We start from the raw sequence: 17,534 nt of genomic DNA on the forward strand, positions 1-17,534 counted from the left end.
CGAAGGTCCCGACATCGAAACCGACGAGATGAACTTCGATAAACTCAACATCCCGGCCGATCATCCGGCGCGCCAGGACCTCGACACGTTCTATTTCTCGCCGAAGGCCGATGGCTCGCGCCTGCTTCTGCGCACGCACACAAGCCCCGTGCAGATCCGGACCATGGTCTCGCAGAAGCCGCCGCTCCGCATCATCGCGCCGGGCCGCGTCTATCGTTGCGACAGCGACCAGACGCACACGCCGATGTTCCATCAGGTCGAAGGCCTCGTCATCGACGAGAAGACCCACATGGGCCACCTGAAATGGGTGCTGCAGGAATTCTGCAAAGCCTTCTTCGAGGTCGACGAAGTGAAGATGCGCTTTCGCGCCTCGCACTTCCCCTTCACAGAGCCGTCGATGGAAGTCGACATCGGCGCCGAGGCGATCGGCAAGCCCGGCCAGTGGCTCGAAATCCTGGGCTGCGGCATGGTGCATCCCAACGTGCTGCGAAACTGCGGCCTCGACCCGGAAAAATATCAGGGCTTCGCTTTCGGCGTCGGCCTCGACCGCCTGACGATGCTGAAATACGGCATCCCGGATCTGCGCGCCTTCTTCTCCGGCGACCTGACATGGCTCGGCCACTACGGCTTCTCGACGCTCGACGTCCCCACCCTCGGCGGTGGACTGTCGTCATAGGTAACCAGGCCAAATCGGAAGGTTCGTCTTATGGGATGGGTTAAATCTGTCGAGCTGAAGCCCGGAGAGGGCAAAATTCAACCAACTCAATTTACGGCCTTTGTAAAAGTATTCGAGCCAAAGACCGGCACGCCGATCGTACAAATCGACACCTACGGCTCGGACGAACGCAAAATTCCCGGGAAGCAGAGTCAAACACTGCAGTTTGGAAGAGAGTCCGCTTTTCAACTCTTCCAAATTCTCAAAGACACCTACGAATTCTGAGACCCAGCACATGAAATTCACGTTCTCCTGGCTCAAAGACCACCTCGATACGAATGCGGCGCTCGACGAGATCGAGACGACGCTGTCGGCGATCGGCCTTGAAGTCGAAAGCATCGAAGACCCGGCGAAGTCGCTCGGCGCTTTCGTGGTCGCGCGCATCGTCGAAGCCAAGAAGCATCCGAACGCCGACAAATTGCAGGTCGTGCAGGTCGAGATCGCCAAAGGCGCGCCTTTGATGGAGGTCGTCTGCGGCGCACCGAACGCGCGCGCGGGAATGATCGCGGTCTTCGCGCCGCTCGGAACCTACGTTCCAGGTTCGAAAATCACGCTTGAAAAGAAGCCCGTTCGCGGTGTCGTCTCGAACGGCATGATGTGCTCGGCCGCCGAGCTTGAACTCGCGGGCGAAAGCGACGGCATCCTCGATTTGCCGGCCGAATGGGCGAGCAAAGTCGGCGAGCGCTATATCGACGTCGCCGGGCTCAACGACCCCGTCATCGAAGTGAAGCTGACGCCCAACCGTCCCGATTGCACGGGCGTGCGCGGCGTTGCGCGCGACCTTGCCGCCGCCGGTCTCGGATCATTGAAACCGGAGCCGAAGCTCGCAGCCATCAAGGAAGCCTTCGACTGCGCCATTCCGGTGAAGCTCGAATTCACACCCGAAACAGCAAACGCCTGCCCGGTCTTCGCGGCGCGCACGATCCGCAACGTCGCGAACGGCGCATCGCCTGATTGGCTGCAAAACCGCCTGAAGGCGGTTGGCCTGCGCCCGATCAACGCCCTCGTCGATGTCACGAATTACATTTCGCTGGATCGCGGCCGACCGCTGCACGTCTACGACGCGCACAAGCTCAAAGGCGCGATCCACGCCCGCCTCGGAAAATCCGGCGAGAAATTCCTTGCGCTCGACGGCAAGGAATACGCGGTCGACGATACGATGTGCGTCATCGCCGACGACACGGGACCATTGGGCCTCGGCGGCGTCATGGGCGGCGAAAGCACGGGCTGCACACCCGAGACGAAAGCCGTCCTGATCGAAAGCGCCTGGTTCGATCCGGTGCGCACGGCCGCCACAGGCCGCAAGACCGGTCTCGTCACCGACGCGCGTTACCGTTTCGAACGCGGCGTCGATCCGGCATCCGTTCGCCCAGGCCTCGATCTCGCGACCGATATGATCCTGGAATTCTGCGGCGGCGAAGCCTCGAAGGCCAAGGTCGCCGGCAAGGAACCGATCGAAAATCGCGTTATCGCGTTCGACTTCGCACGCGTCGCGAAGCTGACGGGCGTCACGCTGCCCGAATCCGAAATCGCGAAAATATTGACGGCACTCGGCTCCAAGATCGCAGGCGAGCCGAGCGCCGCAAAGGTCACCGTGCCGACCTGGCGGCCCGACGTGCATGGGCCTGCCGATCTCGTCGAAGAGATCGTGCGCATCGCCGGTCTCGACCTCATCCCCTCGACGCCGCTGCCGCGCCTCGACGGCGTCGCGCGCCCTGTGCTGACGGAAAAACAGAAGCGCGCCCGCCGCGCGCGCCGTTTGCTCGCCTCGCGTGGCTTCGTCGAAGCCGTCACCTGGAGCTTCATCCCGAAGGATCAGGCGACGCATTTCGGCGGCGGCTCCGAGGCCCTCGATCTCGCCAATCCGATCTCGACCGAACTGTCGTCGATGCGGCCCGGACTGTTGCCCGGATTGCTAACCGCCGTCACACGCAATCGCAATCGCGGCGCGTCCGATGTCGCCCTGTTCGAGCTTGGCCAGGCCTATCGCGGCGAAAAACCTGAAGACCAGTATCTGAGCGCTGCCGCCGTGCGCGCCGGAACGGCACGCGTCGATGGCTCTTCGCGCCATTGGAGCGGAGCGGCAGCCCCCGTCGGCGTCTTCGACGTCAATGCCGATGTCGTCGCAGCATTGGCCGCCCTCGGCATCGACGCCAGCAAAGCCCAGATCACGCGCGATTGCCCGCCCTGGTATCATCCGGGACGCTCCGGGACGCTGCGGCTCGGACCGAAAAACGTGCTCGCCTATTTCGGCGAAGTCCACCCGGCGACGCTCAAGGCCCTCGACGTCGAAGCCCCTGTTGCGGCATTCGAAATCTTCATCGACGCCCTGCCGCCCGAGAAGAAGAAATCCCGCGCCAAGCCCGCGCTTGCGGCGTCCGATCTCTTGCCAGTCAAGCGCGATCTCGCGTTCGTCGTGCCGAAGGACGTGGCGGCGGGCGATGTGATCAAGGCCGCGCTCAACGCCGACAAAGCTCTCATCCGGAACGTCAACGTCTTTGACGTATTCGAAGGCGGAAACCTTGCCGCTGAGGGTAAAAAGTCGATCGCAATCGAGGTAACTCTACAGCCGGCAACCGAAACACTTACGGATCAGGCCATAGAGACAATTGTCAAAAAAATAGTCGCGGATGTTAAAAAGATGACGGGCGCCGAGCTTCGCTCGTAAACGCCCGCCGCCACATTGTACGAATGAGGTGACCATGACGACCGCTGCACCCACTGCCGGCACGAAGGGAATCCATAAGATCGTCATCATCGGCGGCGGAGCGGGTGGGCTGGAACTCGCGACCCAGCTTGGCAACAAGCTCGGCAAGAAAAACAAAGCCGAGATCACGCTGGTCGATAGGGCGCGCACCCACGTCTGGAAGCCGCTGCTGCACGAGATCGCCGCCGGCAGCATGGACACCGGCCGCCACGAGCTGGCCTATCAGGCGCAAGGTCACTGGCACGGCTTCCGCTACCGCTACGGCGAAATGATCGGCCTCGACCGCGCCAACAAGCGCGTGCACCTCGCGGCAACTCACGATGAAGATGGGCGCGAGATCACGCCCGATCGCTGGTTCCCTTACGATACCCTCGTCATCGCGGTCGGCAGCATCTCGAACGATTTCGGCACGCCCGGCGTGAAGGATCACGCGATCATGCTCGACACGCCAGAGCAGGCCCGGCGCTTTAATCGCCGCCTTTTGAATGCCTGCGTCCGAGCCTACGCGCAGCAAGGTCCCATAAGGCCGGGACAGCTTCACGTTGCGATCATCGGCGCCGGAGCGACCGGCACCGAACTTTCCGCCGAACTGCATCATGCAGCGCGCGGTCTCGTCGATTTTGGTCTCGACAAGATCGATGCCGAAAAAGACTTCAAAATCACGCTGATTGAGGCAGCTTCCCGCATTCTGCCGGCGTTGCCCGAAAGGCTTTCAACAGCAACGACCAACATCTTAAAGGATATCGGCGTCGACGTTCGCGTCGGAAGCCCCGTGACGAACGTTTCTGACGAAGGCGTCACCCTCGCCAACGGTGACTTTATTCCCTCCGAGCTTGTCGTCTGGGCCGCCGGCGTCAAAGGGCCAGACGTTCTGTCTAAAATGGATGGTTTGGAAGTGAGCCGCAGCAACACGCTGCTCGTGCGACCGTCGCTGCAAACAACCAAAGACGATAATATCTTCGTCATCGGCGATGCGGCTTACCTCGTTCCAGAAGGCGAAACGGCGCCTATTCCGCCGCGCGCCCAGGCGGCGCATCAGCAATCGAGTCACCTCGTCCGGCAGATCCAGCGCCGCATGCACGGCGAGACGAAGCTCGCGCCGTTCAAATATCGCGACTTCGGATCGCTCGTGTCGCTCGGAAAATATTCGACAGTCGGAAACCTGATGGGCTTCGTTTCCGGCAAATCGCTACGCATCGAGGGCTGGTTCGCGAAAATTATGTATCGCTCGCTCTACAAGATGCACGAGGTCGCCCTGCACGGACCAATCAAGGTCGCGCTCGACTCGCTGTCACGCTTGTTGACTCGGCGCACGGAGCCCCAGGTCAAGCTGCACTAGGGGGCACACCGTCATTCTCGAACGATCGAGCGTAGCGGCATTGCCGGCAGGCTCGACGAAGGAGAGTCGGCAATGCCAAACAAGATGATGACGATTAGCTCCGTCCGCGCAGCGCCGTCAGCAGTTCCGAGGTCGGATAGCTGTCCGCAGGAAAGCCGAGCTTGATCTGCATTTCCTTAACGGCCTTACGCGTTCCGGCGCCGAGCTTGCCGTCGACCTCGCCGACGTCGAAGCCACGCCGCTTCAAGAGCGCCTGCAGCTCTTTCGTCTGCTCATAACCGAGCGACGGAACATCTCCGCTCGCGCGGCTGAGGTTCGGCGCCCCCATCATCCGCGCCGCCAGATGCGCCGCCGTCGTCGCGTAGGTCAGCGACTGGTTCCACTGCGTATAAACGCGGAAATTGTTATAGGCGAGGAAGGCCGGCCCATTGCGCCCCATCGGCAATAACAGCGACGCCTGAAGATCGTCCGACGGCAGCTTCTGGCCGACACCTTCGATGCCCCACGCGACCCACTGCGATCGCGGCAGCAGCACGTTGAGATCGGCTTTGTCCCACGGCAACTCTTTCGTGACTCGCACCTGTTCGAGCCATGGCTCGCCGCGCTTCCAGCCCATCGATGCGATGAAATTCGCCGACGAACCGATGATGTCCGGAATATCGCGGATCAGGTCGACGCGCCCATCGCCGTCATAATCAACGCCGTAGTTGTAGTAGTGCTGCGGCAGGAACTGCGTCTGCCCAAGCTCGCCCGCCCACGATCCGATCATCTGATCCGCCGTGAGATCGCCGCGCTCGATGATTTTCAGCGCCGCCTTAAGCTCGTTACGGAAGAAATCGCCACGGCGGCAGTCCCAGGCCAGCGTCACCAGCGAACGCATGACGGACAGATTCCCCATGCCCCCGCCGAAGTCGCTCTCGAGCGCCCAAAAGCCGGTGATGACGGCGCCCGGCACGCCGTACTGTTTTTCGGCGCGATCAAAGATCGGCTTGTACCGCTGCAGATACGACCTACCCATCTTCTCGCGGCCGTTGGTCGCGAGCTTGAAATAGAAGTCGATGAACGTCTGCGAGAAGAACCCTTGCTTGCGGTCGCGCGCGACGACGCTCATGTCGGGCGTCATGCCGCCGATCGCGTCATCGAGGGTGGCGGCATGGATGCCGTCGGCGATGGCTTCACGTTTGAAATCCGCAAGCCAGCGGGCGAATGGCACAGTGTTCTGGCAATTCCGCTTATTGGCCGGAGGCGGCGGCGTGGCTTCCGCGAACGCCGCGCCGGACAATGCCGCAAACGCAAGCGTTGCAATCGAAAAAACCAGATATCCTGCGCGCATGAGAAGCCTTCGGAGGGTTGCGTATCGCCGCCACTGTGCCGGCAGCCCGGAATGGGTCAAGACACTATGGCCTGAATGAGGCTAACGCCTGCTTACGACAGATTGCGCGTGCGCAAACGCGCCTACGAGAGTGCTTCCGGAAAAGTGGGAACCGGTTTTCCGATAAGAAGCACGACAAAACAAAGACCTAGAGCCGATCCGCGATTCAACGAAAAGCGGAAGGCTCTAGGCGCTTCCGATCAGAATTCCGACTGCGAAAACAAGCAGGCCTCCGACCACGACTTCCAGCGCCGCTCTGAAAAATCTCGTGTCCATGAAGCGCGCGCGCACAAGCGCGATGATCCAGAGTTCGATAAAAACGACGACGATGGCGACCGACGTCGCCGTCCAGAAGTTCGGGATCAGATAGGGCAGCGTGTGTCCGAGTCCGCCCAGCGCCGTCATCAGTCCGGTAACACCACCGCGCACCCACGGACTTCCACGCCCTGAAATATTGCCGTCGTCCGCCAGCGCTTCCGCGAACGCCATCGAGATACCGGCGCCAAGCGACGCCGCGATGCCGACGAGAAACGTCTGCCAGGTGTTGTGCGTGGCGAACGCCGCCGCGAAGATCGGCGCCAACGTCGAGACCGAGCCGTCGATCAGACCGGTCAAACCGGGTTGCACATACTGGAGCACGAACGCGCGGCGCGACGCCTCTTCCTCGACTGACTTCGCTGTCGTCGTCAGCTCGACCTCGGAGAGATGCTGCGCGATGCCGAGGTGACGGTCTTCCGCCACGATGAGATCGCCGAGCAGCTTGCGCAACTCCGCGTCTGAAACGCTCGCGATGGCCGCACGATAGAAATTGCGCGTTTCAAGTTCGATCGCCTCGGCTTGCCGCCGCACTTTCTCGATGCCGAGCGGACGCACGAACCAAATCGGATCGTGATGCACGAAGCCCGACACGTCCTGGCGGCGGATCAATGGAATATGCTCACCGAACTTCTGCCGGAACAGATCGATCAGCCAGCGCCGGTGATCGTTTTCCTCGTCCCCCATTTCCGTGAAGATCTTCGCCGACGCCGGATAGTCCGTGCCGAGACCGGCGCCGGAGATGATGAAGATGAGAACTTTTCCATCATAGTTAAGGTTGATTGATCGGCGACTTAGCGCACCTTCTACGCGCGTTTCCGCTTACTAGCTCCGACCCACAGCGGGGTCGCCAAGGGATATGGTCTGCATTATCCCATGTGTGGACGGCACCCCGTTGGCAAGGACTTTCTTGCGTGTCACGAAGAGCTGGTCGGTAGCGCCCATGTGTCCGGCCTGTTTGCTCGGCGCGAACACCGATGGCCTTCATGCTATCCGCAAGATCAGCTCCCGATCAAAAGCACGCGCTCGAGGCGCCCTGGGATCAATGGGTTTTACCGATCTCGGTGGTCGACCGCTTACTGCATGACTTACCTTTAGCCCTTTCCAACCTCGTGAAGCGCGCCCGGCATGGACCCGCTAATTCCTATGCCGCTTGCGCCTCCGGTTCGCGATACGCGCCGCCGCGCGCCATCAGAACCCAGGCGATCCGCGCCATCTTGTTGGCCATGGCGACGGCGGCGATCTTGGCCGTGCGCCGCTGCAGAAGTTTGACCAGCCAAGGGCGACGCGTGCCGTGTCGCTGTGCGTATCGGATCACCGCAAGGCCGCCGACGACAAGGAGCCACCTCAGGTAGTGATCGCCACGCTTCGATATTTTGCCGAGACGCTCTTTTCCACCACTGGATGATTGTTTTGGCACTAGGCCGATGAAGGCTGCAAAGCTTCTCCCGTTCTTGAAGCTAGACGCATCGCCGACGGAGGCAACGAGAGCGCTCGCAGCCAGCGGCCCTATGCCGGGGATCGTGGCCAGCCGCCTACTCGCATCGTTCGACCTGTGGCAGACCATGACTTGCCGGTCGAGATCGAGGATCTGGTCTTGGAGCAGGCGATACTGCTCGACCAAGCACATCATCGCTCGGCGTGCCACTTCTGTGATTCGATCATCTTCGCCGGAAACGACAACTTCGATCAGTCTGTGGAGACCGATCCTGCCGATACTCTCGGTGATGCCAAACTCCGCGAGGTGCGCTCTGATCGTGTTGCCCATCCGCGCGCGATGCTTGATCAGCATCGCTCGGGTTCGATGCAGTACCAGCACGCTTTGTTGCTCGACGGTCTTCGTCTCCGCAAACCGCATGTTTGGGCGGGTGACCGCTTCGCAGATTGCTTCGGCATCTGCTTCATCGTTCTTCTGGGTCTTCACATAAGGCTTCACGTATGCGGGCGGCATAAGACGGACCTGATGGCCCATCTTCTCGATCGTGCGAGCCCAGTGATGCGCTGTCGCGCAGGCCTCGATGCCGATCAGGCAAGGCTCAAGCTTGGCAAAGAAGCTCTCGACCTGCGCACGGCGAAGCTTACGGCTGAAGACCTTCTCGCCGTTGGCATCGACGCCGTAGGCGTGAAAAACGTTCTTAGCGATATCGAGGCCGGCTGTAACTGGCTGCACCATCTGGCTTCCTCCATCTATTGCCCCAAGACCTTATCGGTCTTCGGGCCGGGTGATGGATGCCGTCCACAGCATCATAGGCAGACTTCGAGCCTCCCATGATCGACGACGTTGGAAGCGCCCCCAAACCACATCCGCTAGCTGAGGTATCGCGTCAGATGTCGCCACAGACTGACCCGCTGACCTCACGTCAGCTTTCGGACTAGATCTTTCATAGACTGGTTATCGCCCGGCGAGTTTGACCCTGAGCGGACACATCAGCGACCGCCTTCTCAGGCGCTATCAATGACGATCTTTCCACGTCGACGGAGCCGCGAAACATCAAGCATTTCGTGAGCTCGTCGAAGTTCTGCGAGATCTAAAACCGCCCCAACATTGGTTTTAAGTTTGTTCGCCTCGATCAGTTCTGCAATCGACTTTAGCGCTGCGTTGGTGACGTCGACGAGCATGAACGCTGCTTTGATGCCCAGTCGACTGGCTGCGCTTTGATCCGGCTGGGATACCGCCGAGATCAGAACTCCGCCAAGCCGCAAGGCCTCCAGCGATTGCGTTTGCGCCTCGCCTCCGACAGCGTCGATGACGACATCGATGTCTTTCAGGTCATTCGGCAGCCCCTGCGCACGGCCATCGAAAACTCGTTTGGCGCCGAGGCTTCGCACGTAGTCCGTTTCATCTCTAGCGGCGCTCGCGATAACCTGCGCGCCGGCAGCGTGAGCAAGCTGAACGGCATAGCTTCCGACGTTGCCCGCCGCGCCGAGAATAAGCACTGTCTGGTCCCGTTTGACGCCGCCACGATCGAACAACATTTGCCAGGCCGTTACCGCGACGACGGGCACCGATGCAGCTTCGATGTGTGTGATGCCTTTTGGTTTCTCAGCGATCATTCGTGCCGATGCGATCGCGTACTCTGCATTGGCACCGATGAACCGAGGATTGGTGACACCGAAGACTTCGTCACCGGCCTTGAAGTTGGTGATGCCTGTGCCGACTGCCTCGATAGTGCCAGAAAGATCGGAGCCGAGCGTCAGAGGCAAGGGTTGAGGCAGGACGCTTTTGCCCTCGCGGATCCAGCCGTCCCACGGACCGACGCCGCTCGCCTCGACGCGGATGAGCACTTCGCCTTCACCGGTAAGAGGCCGGTCGGCCTCTTCCAGCTTGATAACTTCCGGCGATCCGAAACGATGGATACGATTGGCTTTCATGGTGCGTCTCACTTGTCCATTGTTGTAAGTTGCGCATTATCGTCGGCGATGAAAATCGCGAGGAGGCTTGCCGGCTCGGTCGTGCTGGCGTTCTCGCTGACGTCGTGCTCGCTGCCGGGCGGTTCGAAGAATGTCTCGCCGGCCTTGTAGACCTTGACCGGGCCTGTCGCCGAATTTTCCGAGCGGATTTCGCCCGACAGGACGTAGGCGAGGACGCTGCCGGCGTGGTGATGCTTCGGAGATTTTCCACCCGGAGCGTAGTTGACGACGACGGCGCTGACACTCTTGCCCGGCACGTTCGGCAGCTTGCCCGCGAAGACCGCCTTCACGCTTGCTCCTGGATCATCGCCATGAGCCGTAGCGACGAACGACGGCAGCGCTGTGCCAATCGCAACAGCAGCAATCGCGACGGCGAGTGAGAGTTTCGATTTGGTCGTAATCATAGCGGTGTCCTCCTGTTTTTGACTAAGCAGATACGATCGTGGTCTTGGTCGGGTGAACGGCCCGAAAACTGATGGCGAGACGGTTCCACGCATTAATCGTGCCGATCAATACCGTGAGCTTGACCAGCTCTTCTTCCGAGAAAAATTTCCGCGCTTCTTCAAAGTCGTGATCGGGTGCGTGGGTTTCGGCGATGAGGGTCAAGGCCTCCGTCCAGGCGAGGGCGACACGTTCGCGCTCAGTGTAGAGGGGCGACTCGTGCCACGCGTCGAGTAGATAAAGTCGCTCTTCCGTTTCACCTCGTGCCCGTGCGTCTATGGTGTGCATGTGGATGCAGTAGGCGCAGCCGTTGATCTGCGAAGCCCGCGTCTTCACCAGATCGATCAGCGAATGCTCCAATCCGCTTTTCTGAATGTAGTCCTCAAGTGCGGTCAGGGCTTTGACGGCGTCGGGAGCCGCTTTGTAGGGGTTCAGTCTCGGTTGCATGGTCGTCGTTCCCTTCTTTTATTTGCGTCCGGTAGATTCGTCTTGAATCAATGGGCGGCGGCGCCTGCGAGCTTCCCTGGCTTCTTCAATAAGAGCGTGGCAAGCAGTGCGATCACCAGAGCGATACCAAGCAGATAGAACGTATCGCTGAAGGCCATGATGTTTGCCTGCTGGCGAACCCGGCCGCCGATCGCGACGATCGCCTTATGCGTCGCCAACGCATGGTCTGTAACGCCGTGGGCCTGGAAGTAGGATGTCAGCTCCTGGATGCGTTCGCGTGTCGCTTCGGAGAAGTCGGAAACCGACTGCGTCAGGATATTCGAATGAAACTGCTCGCGCTTGGTCTGAAAGGTTTGCAGCATCGCGATGCCAACGGCGCCCCCGAGATTACGCATCATGTTGAACAGTGCCGAAGCCGATCCCGCGTTCTCCATCTCGATGCCGGCCGTCGCGATTGCGGAGAGCGGCGTGAAGACGAGAGCCTGGCCGATGGCGCGGACGATATTCGGCCAAAACAGTTGGTCGCCGGCATAGTTGCCTGTCATCTCGATGTTCATGAAATTGCTTGCTGCGAAAATCGCGAAGCCTACGGCGATGACGATGCGAACGTCGAACTTTCGCATCAGCCGCGGAACGAGCGGGATCAGCAAGAGTTGCGGGAAGCCCGTCCAGGCCAGCACCATGCCGATTTGTTCAGCATTGTAGTCCTGGACGCGAGCCAAATAGACCGGCAGGATGAAGACCGAACCATAGAGCGCCATGCCGAGCAAGAAGTTGGCGACGCTGCCGAAGCCGAAGTTACGGCGGGTCAACACGCGCAGGTTCAGCAACGGCTTTGCGCTCGTCAGCTCGATCCAGAAAAACAGCGTCAGCGACACGGCGGCGATGATCGACAGGCGAACGATGAAGGGCGAGCCGAACCAGTCGTCCTTGTTGCCTTCTTCGAGAACCGTCTGCAGCGCTGCCAGGCCGACCGCCATCGTTATGATGCCCGGCCAGTCGCCCTGACGGAGCAGCGACAACTGCATCGGGCTCTTTTCGAGCGAAGCCCAAAGCATCGCGATCATCAGCAGGCCCGGCACCAGGTTGACGTAAAAGATGTACTGCCAGCCCCAGTTCTCAGTCAGATATCCGCCGATCGTCGGACCGATCGCCGGCGCAAAGGTTGCCGACAATGCGAAGAGCGCAAGGCCGATCGGCTGCTTCGACTTCGGCAACATCGTGATGATGATTGTGAAGGCCATCGGGATCAGCACGCCGCCCGAAAAGCCCTGGATCGCGCGCAGCACGATCATCTGGCCGAGGTTGTGTGCGAAAGCGCAGCCGATGGAGAAGACGAGAAATAGAAACGCGTTGGTCAGCAGGTAGAGACGGAGCGAGAAGACCTTCGCGAGCCAGGCCGTCAACGGAATGACGACGATTTCGGCGATGAGGTACGACGTCGAGATCCAACCGCCATCGTCGATGCCGGCGCCGATCGCGCCCTGCACGTCGGCGAGGGAAGCGTTGACGATCTGGATGTTCAGAACGGCCATGAACGAACCCAACGTCGAGGCGATGACGGCGATCCAGGTTTTGAGCGACGGGACTGCTTCTGCGGTGCCGGCGCGCTGAGTTGCGGCCTGTTGACCGGCGAAGTCCGAAGGCGTTGCGCTGATCGCTGACATGGCTTGCTTCCTTCCGTCTGATGCTTGCAGCATGCGGAATAATTGGAAAATTGATAATCTTGGAAAGATCGGAAGGATTATCCGCGCGGGCTTGAAGATGCCGCTACGATCGCAGGACTCTCATGTTGTGCAGCGGCTCTCGTATCTATCGTCGGTTCGACTGACATGCCGGGGCGCAAGAAGCCCTGCAGATCCCATGGATCGAGGACGATCTTCACCGGTACGCGCTGGACGATCTTGGTGAAGTTGCCCGTGGCGTTGTCCGGCGGCAGCAACGAGAACTCGAGGCCGCTCGCCGGCGACAAGCTATCGACATGGCCTTTAAGCGAGACGCCGGGGAAGCCGTCGACGGAGACTTCGACGGGCTGGCCGTCACGGATATAGGTAAGCTGCGTTTCCTTGAAATTAGCGACAACGTAAGTGGCGTGCAGCGGCACCACCGCCATCAGCTGCGTTCCGGCCGTCACGAACTGCCCGACGCGGATCGAACGGGCACCGACGGTTCCATCGACCGGTGCGCTGATCGTCGTGTACGAGAGATTGAGTTCGGCCTGATGCGCCACCGCTTGAGCCCGATCACGTTGCGCTACGGCCTGCTCGCGCTCGGTCGTCAATACGACGACTTTTGCCTCGACCGAAACACGCGCCGCCTGATCGCGCTGCAATTGTGCGGTTGTCTGGCTCTTGATCGATTCCGTCTGCTGCGCCCTTTGCACAGTACCCAAACCGGTCTTGGTCAGCTCGTGATAACGGTCGGCGTCGGCTTGGGCGAATGTCAGCGAAGCCTGCGTCGCGGCGACGGTCGCCTTGGCCTGATCGATGATCGAATTCTGAAGCGTGAGTTGAGCATCCAGATTGCGAACGGCGGCTTCCGAGGCCTTCACATCGGCCTGGGCCTGCGCGAGCGCAGTGCGAAAATCGCGGTCGTCGATGTGGGCGAGAACGGCACCGGCTTTTACCGTCTGATTGTCGGCAACGAGCACGTCGGCGATGTAGCCGGAAACTTTCGGGGCGATGGTCGTGTAGTCCGCCTTGACATATGCGTCGTCGGTCGACTGGAGATACTGGCCGGTCGTCCAGTAATCGTAGCCGTAATATCCGATCGCGGCCGCACCGAGCATCAGGGCAGCCGCGACGGCGGAACGCCTGGCAACGCTACGGGGCTTCGCCGGGGTAGCGGCGCCCTGCTCATGGACCTGAACTTGCTGAAAATTTTCAGCTCGGGGCATTTCAGCCATGACATCCTCCAGGATAGTGAGGCCGTCCCTTCGGGAGCAGCGTTGTTATGCGAGGAGAATGCGCCGTCCAATGCGAGGCGATAATCCCAGAAATATAGCACATATTATAAAATCAAAGCGGATAATCGATCGACGCCGCACGCAAAAGAAAGGGCGCTCCAAAGCGCCCCTTCTCCCGCAACCCTGGCAAAAGCCCCTTAAAGGTTGCTCATCCCTCCGTCGATTACCAACTCGCTGCCGACCGTAAACGCCGACTCGTCGGACGCGAAGAAAACGACGGCGTCCGCAATCTCGGAGGCTTTGCCGAAGCGGGCCGCCGGTATCTGTCCAAGGATCGATTTCGTCATCGCATCGAGATCGGATTTTCCAAGGCCGAGTTTGCCATAAAGCGGCGTTTCTATTGGGCCTGGACTTATCGCATTGACGCGCACGCCGCGGCCGATCAATTCACCGGACAGCGTTTTGGCCATCGACAGCAGCGCCGCTTTCGTCGCCGCATAGACGCTGGAATTCGGCATGCCAAGGTGGGCGTTGATCGAAGTATTGAGCACGATCGATGCCGGATCGTTCAGGATCGACAGCAACGCCTGCACAAGGAAATAAGGCCCCTTGACGTTGACGGCGATCGATCTGTCAAAGCCCGCTTCGTCCCATTGCTCGACGGGACGGAAATCGGCGACGCCTGCATTGATGAAAACGGCGTCGAGCTTGCCGAAAGCGTCTCCGACGGTCTTGGCGACATCCTTTTGGCTCGCGACATTGCCGGCGTCGGCCCGGAAGACCAAAGCGCTCGGACCCAACGCCTTCCGTGCCTGCTCGATATTGGCCGGATTACTTCCGGTGACGGCTACGCGGGCGCCCTCGGCAATAAAACGGGCCGCCGTCTCCAGGCCGATGCCAGTCGTTCCTCCCGTAATCAGGGCTTTTTTTCCTTTCAGACGTGACATGGCGAATTCCTTTCGGGAGCTTGACACTTGGCCGGGGGTAAGATCGGGGGACACCTCCCCTCACGCCGTTGAGAAGGAAGATGCGGCTTCAGGCCTGCCGTGGTAATTGGCGAACAAGTGAAAGGATCGTCAAGCAAGAGCGGATAATCCCATCATGGACCGTCTGACCAGTCTCACCGTATTTGGACGCGTCGTGGAATGCGGCGGCTTTTCCGCGGCGGCGCGCCGCCTCAACATGTCCGTGACGATGGTGAGCAATCACATCCAGTCGCTCGAGGATCGTTTGGGGGCGCGACTTCTCAACCGAACAACGCGCAAGGTGAGCCTGACTGAGACGGGCAAGACCTACTACGAACGCTCGAAGCAAATCCTCGCCGATCTCGACGAAGCCGACCGCATCGCCGGCGCGTTGCAATCGACGCCACGCGGCACGCTGCGCCTCCACACGAGCACGCACATCCATAATTTCCTGGCGCCCGTTATATCCGAATTTCTCACCAACAATCCGGCGGTCTCGATCGAACTGATGGTCGGCGACCGGATGATCGACCTGGTCGAAGAAGGGATCGATCTCGCCATCCGCACAATACCGCCGCCGGATTCAAGTTTGATCGTGAAGCGGCTGACACCCTGGCGGCATATTTTGTGCTGCTCGCCGGGCTACCTCGAGCGCAACTCGGCACCGAGCGCGCTGGCAGATCTCGCAGACCACAATTGCGTGCGCTACGCGTTCTATCCCTTCGGCGATGAATGGCACTTTGAAGATGCTGCCGGAAAACCTGCATCGGTGCGCGTTTCCGGCAGCGTCGTGACGAACAGCGCCGATGTCCTGAGGGCGCTCGCGCTCGGAGGGCACGGTGTTTTCCTTGCCCCGAGCTTCATCATTGTTGACGACATCAAGTCGGGAGCGCTCGTCCGTCTATTGGCCGATCATCACCCAACCGAATTCGCGATCAACGCGATTTATCCGCACCGCCATCAGCTCTCGGCCAAAGTGCGCACCTTCCTCGATCTGGCGTCGGCACACTTTGCCGAGCATCGCAAATGGATGGACCCCGACGCCTAAGGAACCCAACAACATGTGTAAGTATCATACACAACAGAGTTGTTCGAAAATGCATTGCAGCTTTTGGGCCCACGCGGCCTCAGAACCGATGGCAGGTAACGAACGACAGCGGCCGAAGCGGCTTCGCTGTAGGTTCCGGCGGTCGTATACAACAGCGGACACCGGCTAAATACTCGTGTAGTGGAGGAGGAAACGTGCACCGCTGATGTCCGCTTTCTCTGGAGGCTGTGTGATAACGGCGCCCAAGCTCAGGGAAGCAACAGCCGCTTCTGGGAGAGAGCCCTCAGATCGCCCTGAGTAGCCTCGGCACTCCGAGAACCGCCATCACCCGCTTCAGATTGTAGGCCAGCACGTGCAATGCCATTTCGGTAGCAACGTGCCTCAGCGTCTTCATCTTGAAGTGCGTTGCCCCCATCCAGGCCTTGATCGTTCCGAACGGATGCTCGACGGTCTTGCTTCGCAAGGGGATCTTGCCGGGGTCGTCGTCGAGACGCTTCTGAACGCGCTCTAGGATGTCCTCGTGCTCCCATCGCCGGACGCGCCGCTGCTTGCTCGTCGTGCACCTGCGCTTGATTGCACAGCTCTCGCAATCATTGGTCCAATAGCTGCGCAGCGTCTTGCCGGCTTCCTCGTTCGTGAAGCGGTAGGTGAGCTTCTTCCCCGCTGGGCACTCATAGGCGTCTTCTCCAGCGCGATACACGAAGTCTGCGCGGTCGAAGCGGCCGGCCGCTCCTGCATTGGAGGTGTTCGGCTTGGGCACAGTGACGGCGATGCCCGACTGCTCGCATGCAACGATCTCCTCACCCTTGTAATAGCCCTTGTCGGCGACGGCCTCGATATCGAGAGCGGCCATTACCTCACGCGCCTTTTGCGCCATCATCGATAGGGCGTCACGGTCATAGCCGTGGTTGGTCACCTCGTGTGCGACGATCAGATGGTGCTTCGTCTCGACGGCGCTCTGCACATTGTAGCCAACGACGCGCGGCTGCTTGCTCGTCGTGGCCATAGCTCGGCAATCCGGATCGGTTAGCGACACTTGCGTCTCGCCAGAGCTGTCCATACGCCGCTCGATGGCGCGGAGCGCACCAGCTTCTTTCCTATAGTGGGCGAGCTTCTTGATCGTCCGAGCCATGCGCGCCGCAACCGGATGCATGCCGGTCTTGCTGACCACCTCGTCCGAGCGATCGAGTTCCGCCATATACCGCGCGATAGCCGCATCGATCTCGCCCAGACGCCGATGCAGCTTCTCTCGCGTGAAACTCTTCGCCTTGGCGTTAACGGCTTTGAACTTGCTGCCATCAATGGCAACGATCCTGGCGTCTAGAAGGTCAATGCCGCGACAAAGGGCGATGAATTGAGCACACACTTTGCGAATGGCAGGACCGTTGTCGCGGCGGAAATCGGCGATCGTCTTGAAGTCCGGTGCCAGGCTTCCGGTCAGCCAAATGAGTCCAAGTTCCGATGGCATTCGCGCTCGAGGCTACGCGATGACTGCACCTGGTTGAGATAGCCGTAGATATAGATCTTGAGGATTGTCGCCGGATGATAGCTGGGACGCCCGGTCTCCTCGGGAATGACGCCTTCGAAGCCAAGTGTTGCCAGATCAAGCGCGTCGACGAAGACATCGACGACGCGAACCGGATTGTTTTCGCTGACGTAGTCGTCAATCGTTGCAGGCAGAAGCGTCGCCTGCGTTCGTTCCACGCCCTCGATGAATCGCCCCATTCGATCCTCCCGCTCATGCTCACGGGAATCGTACATCGGTTCGTCAGAATGCGCGCGTTTTCACACGGCCTCTCGGCATTGCCGACAGCACCGCGCAGAATGCGAACCGATTATCGCGGATAACAGTTCTCATCTTTGTTCAGC

14 protein-coding genes and 1 pseudogene are annotated in these 17,534 nt (G+C 60.2%); 5 read left to right on the plus strand and 10 right to left on the minus strand.

Annotation, left to right across the window (positions count from 1 at the left end):
- From pheS to WC026_RS13395, 4 genes are all read left to right on the plus strand, one after another.
- Positions 1-676, plus strand: a 676-nt coding sequence (gene pheS / locus WC026_RS13380) for a phenylalanine--tRNA ligase subunit alpha (protein WP_372711512.1), incomplete at its 5' end; no start/stop codon positions are given.
- A 30-nt stretch (positions 677-706) separates the two neighbouring features.
- The gene (locus WC026_RS13385; protein ID WP_372711513.1) at positions 707-940 is read left to right on the plus strand and encodes a hypothetical protein; all 234 of its coding nucleotides are present in this window, start codon (positions 707-709) and stop codon (positions 938-940) included.
- A gap of 10 nt (positions 941-950) precedes the next feature.
- Complete coding sequence (gene pheT / locus WC026_RS13390) at positions 951-3,383, plus strand: phenylalanine--tRNA ligase subunit beta (RefSeq protein WP_372711514.1); 2,433 nt, start codon at positions 951-953, stop codon at positions 3,381-3,383.
- A 34-nt stretch (positions 3,384-3,417) separates the two neighbouring features.
- Positions 3,418-4,761 carry an NAD(P)/FAD-dependent oxidoreductase gene (locus WC026_RS13395; RefSeq protein WP_372711515.1) on the plus strand — a complete coding sequence of 448 codons (1,344 nt, stop codon included), beginning with the start codon at positions 3,418-3,420 and terminating at the stop codon, positions 4,759-4,761.
- Positions 4,762-4,855: 94 nt separating this feature from the next.
- Here WC026_RS13395 and WC026_RS13400 read toward each other — a convergent pair whose 3' ends face one another.
- The 9 genes from WC026_RS13400 to WC026_RS13440 all read right to left on the minus strand — a co-directional run bounded on the left by WC026_RS13400 (position 4,856) and on the right by WC026_RS13440 (position 14,599).
- A complete protein-coding gene (locus WC026_RS13400) occupies positions 4,856-6,094 on the minus strand; it encodes a lytic murein transglycosylase (protein WP_372711516.1) in 1,239 nt (412 codons plus the stop codon).
- A 225-nt stretch (positions 6,095-6,319) separates the two neighbouring features.
- On the minus strand, positions 6,320-7,231 hold the full coding sequence (mbfA, locus tag WC026_RS13405) for an iron exporter MbfA (RefSeq protein ID WP_372711542.1): 912 nt from the start codon (positions 7,229-7,231) through the stop codon (positions 6,320-6,322).
- 361 nt (positions 7,232-7,592) lie between these two features.
- Entirely contained in the window at positions 7,593-8,621 is a 1,029-nt protein-coding gene (locus WC026_RS13410) for an IS110 family transposase (protein WP_372711517.1), read from the minus strand.
- A 269-nt stretch (positions 8,622-8,890) separates the two neighbouring features.
- Positions 8,891-9,820 (minus strand): NADP-dependent oxidoreductase, encoded by a 930-nt coding sequence (locus tag WC026_RS13415; RefSeq protein ID WP_372711518.1) that lies wholly within the window; start codon positions 9,818-9,820, stop codon positions 8,891-8,893.
- Positions 9,821-9,828: 8 nt separating this feature from the next.
- A complete protein-coding gene (locus tag WC026_RS13420) occupies positions 9,829-10,263 on the minus strand; it encodes a cupin domain-containing protein (protein ID WP_372711519.1) in 435 nt (144 codons plus the stop codon).
- Between the two features lie 22 nt (positions 10,264-10,285).
- Positions 10,286-10,747: a carboxymuconolactone decarboxylase family protein gene (locus WC026_RS13425; protein ID WP_372711520.1), complete on the minus strand. Its 462-nt coding sequence runs from the start codon at positions 10,745-10,747 to the stop codon at positions 10,286-10,288.
- Between the two features lie 47 nt (positions 10,748-10,794).
- Positions 10,795-12,414 carry an MDR family MFS transporter gene (locus tag WC026_RS13430; protein ID WP_372711521.1) on the minus strand — a complete coding sequence of 540 codons (1,620 nt, stop codon included), beginning with the start codon at positions 12,412-12,414 and terminating at the stop codon, positions 10,795-10,797.
- A gap of 77 nt (positions 12,415-12,491) precedes the next feature.
- Positions 12,492-13,652 carry an HlyD family secretion protein gene (locus tag WC026_RS13435; RefSeq protein WP_372711522.1) on the minus strand — a complete coding sequence of 387 codons (1,161 nt, stop codon included), beginning with the start codon at positions 13,650-13,652 and terminating at the stop codon, positions 12,492-12,494.
- Between the two features lie 197 nt (positions 13,653-13,849).
- On the minus strand, positions 13,850-14,599 hold the full coding sequence (locus tag WC026_RS13440) for an SDR family oxidoreductase (RefSeq protein WP_372711523.1): 750 nt from the start codon (positions 14,597-14,599) through the stop codon (positions 13,850-13,852).
- A gap of 154 nt (positions 14,600-14,753) precedes the next feature.
- On the opposite strand from WC026_RS13440, the gene WC026_RS13445 reads away from it, so the two are divergent.
- Positions 14,754-15,665: a LysR substrate-binding domain-containing protein gene (locus WC026_RS13445; protein ID WP_372711524.1), complete on the plus strand. Its 912-nt coding sequence runs from the start codon at positions 14,754-14,756 to the stop codon at positions 15,663-15,665.
- Between the two features lie 283 nt (positions 15,666-15,948).
- Here the strand turns inward: WC026_RS13445 and WC026_RS13450 are convergent.
- Positions 15,949-17,390: pseudogene (locus tag WC026_RS13450) on the minus strand (IS1182 family transposase).
- Positions 17,391-17,534: the final 144 nt, after the last annotated feature.

Origin of the sequence: Hyphomicrobium sp. (genome assembly GCF_041674905.1) — a bacterium.
Classification (GTDB): domain Bacteria; phylum Pseudomonadota; class Alphaproteobacteria; order Rhizobiales; family Hyphomicrobiaceae; genus Hyphomicrobium_B.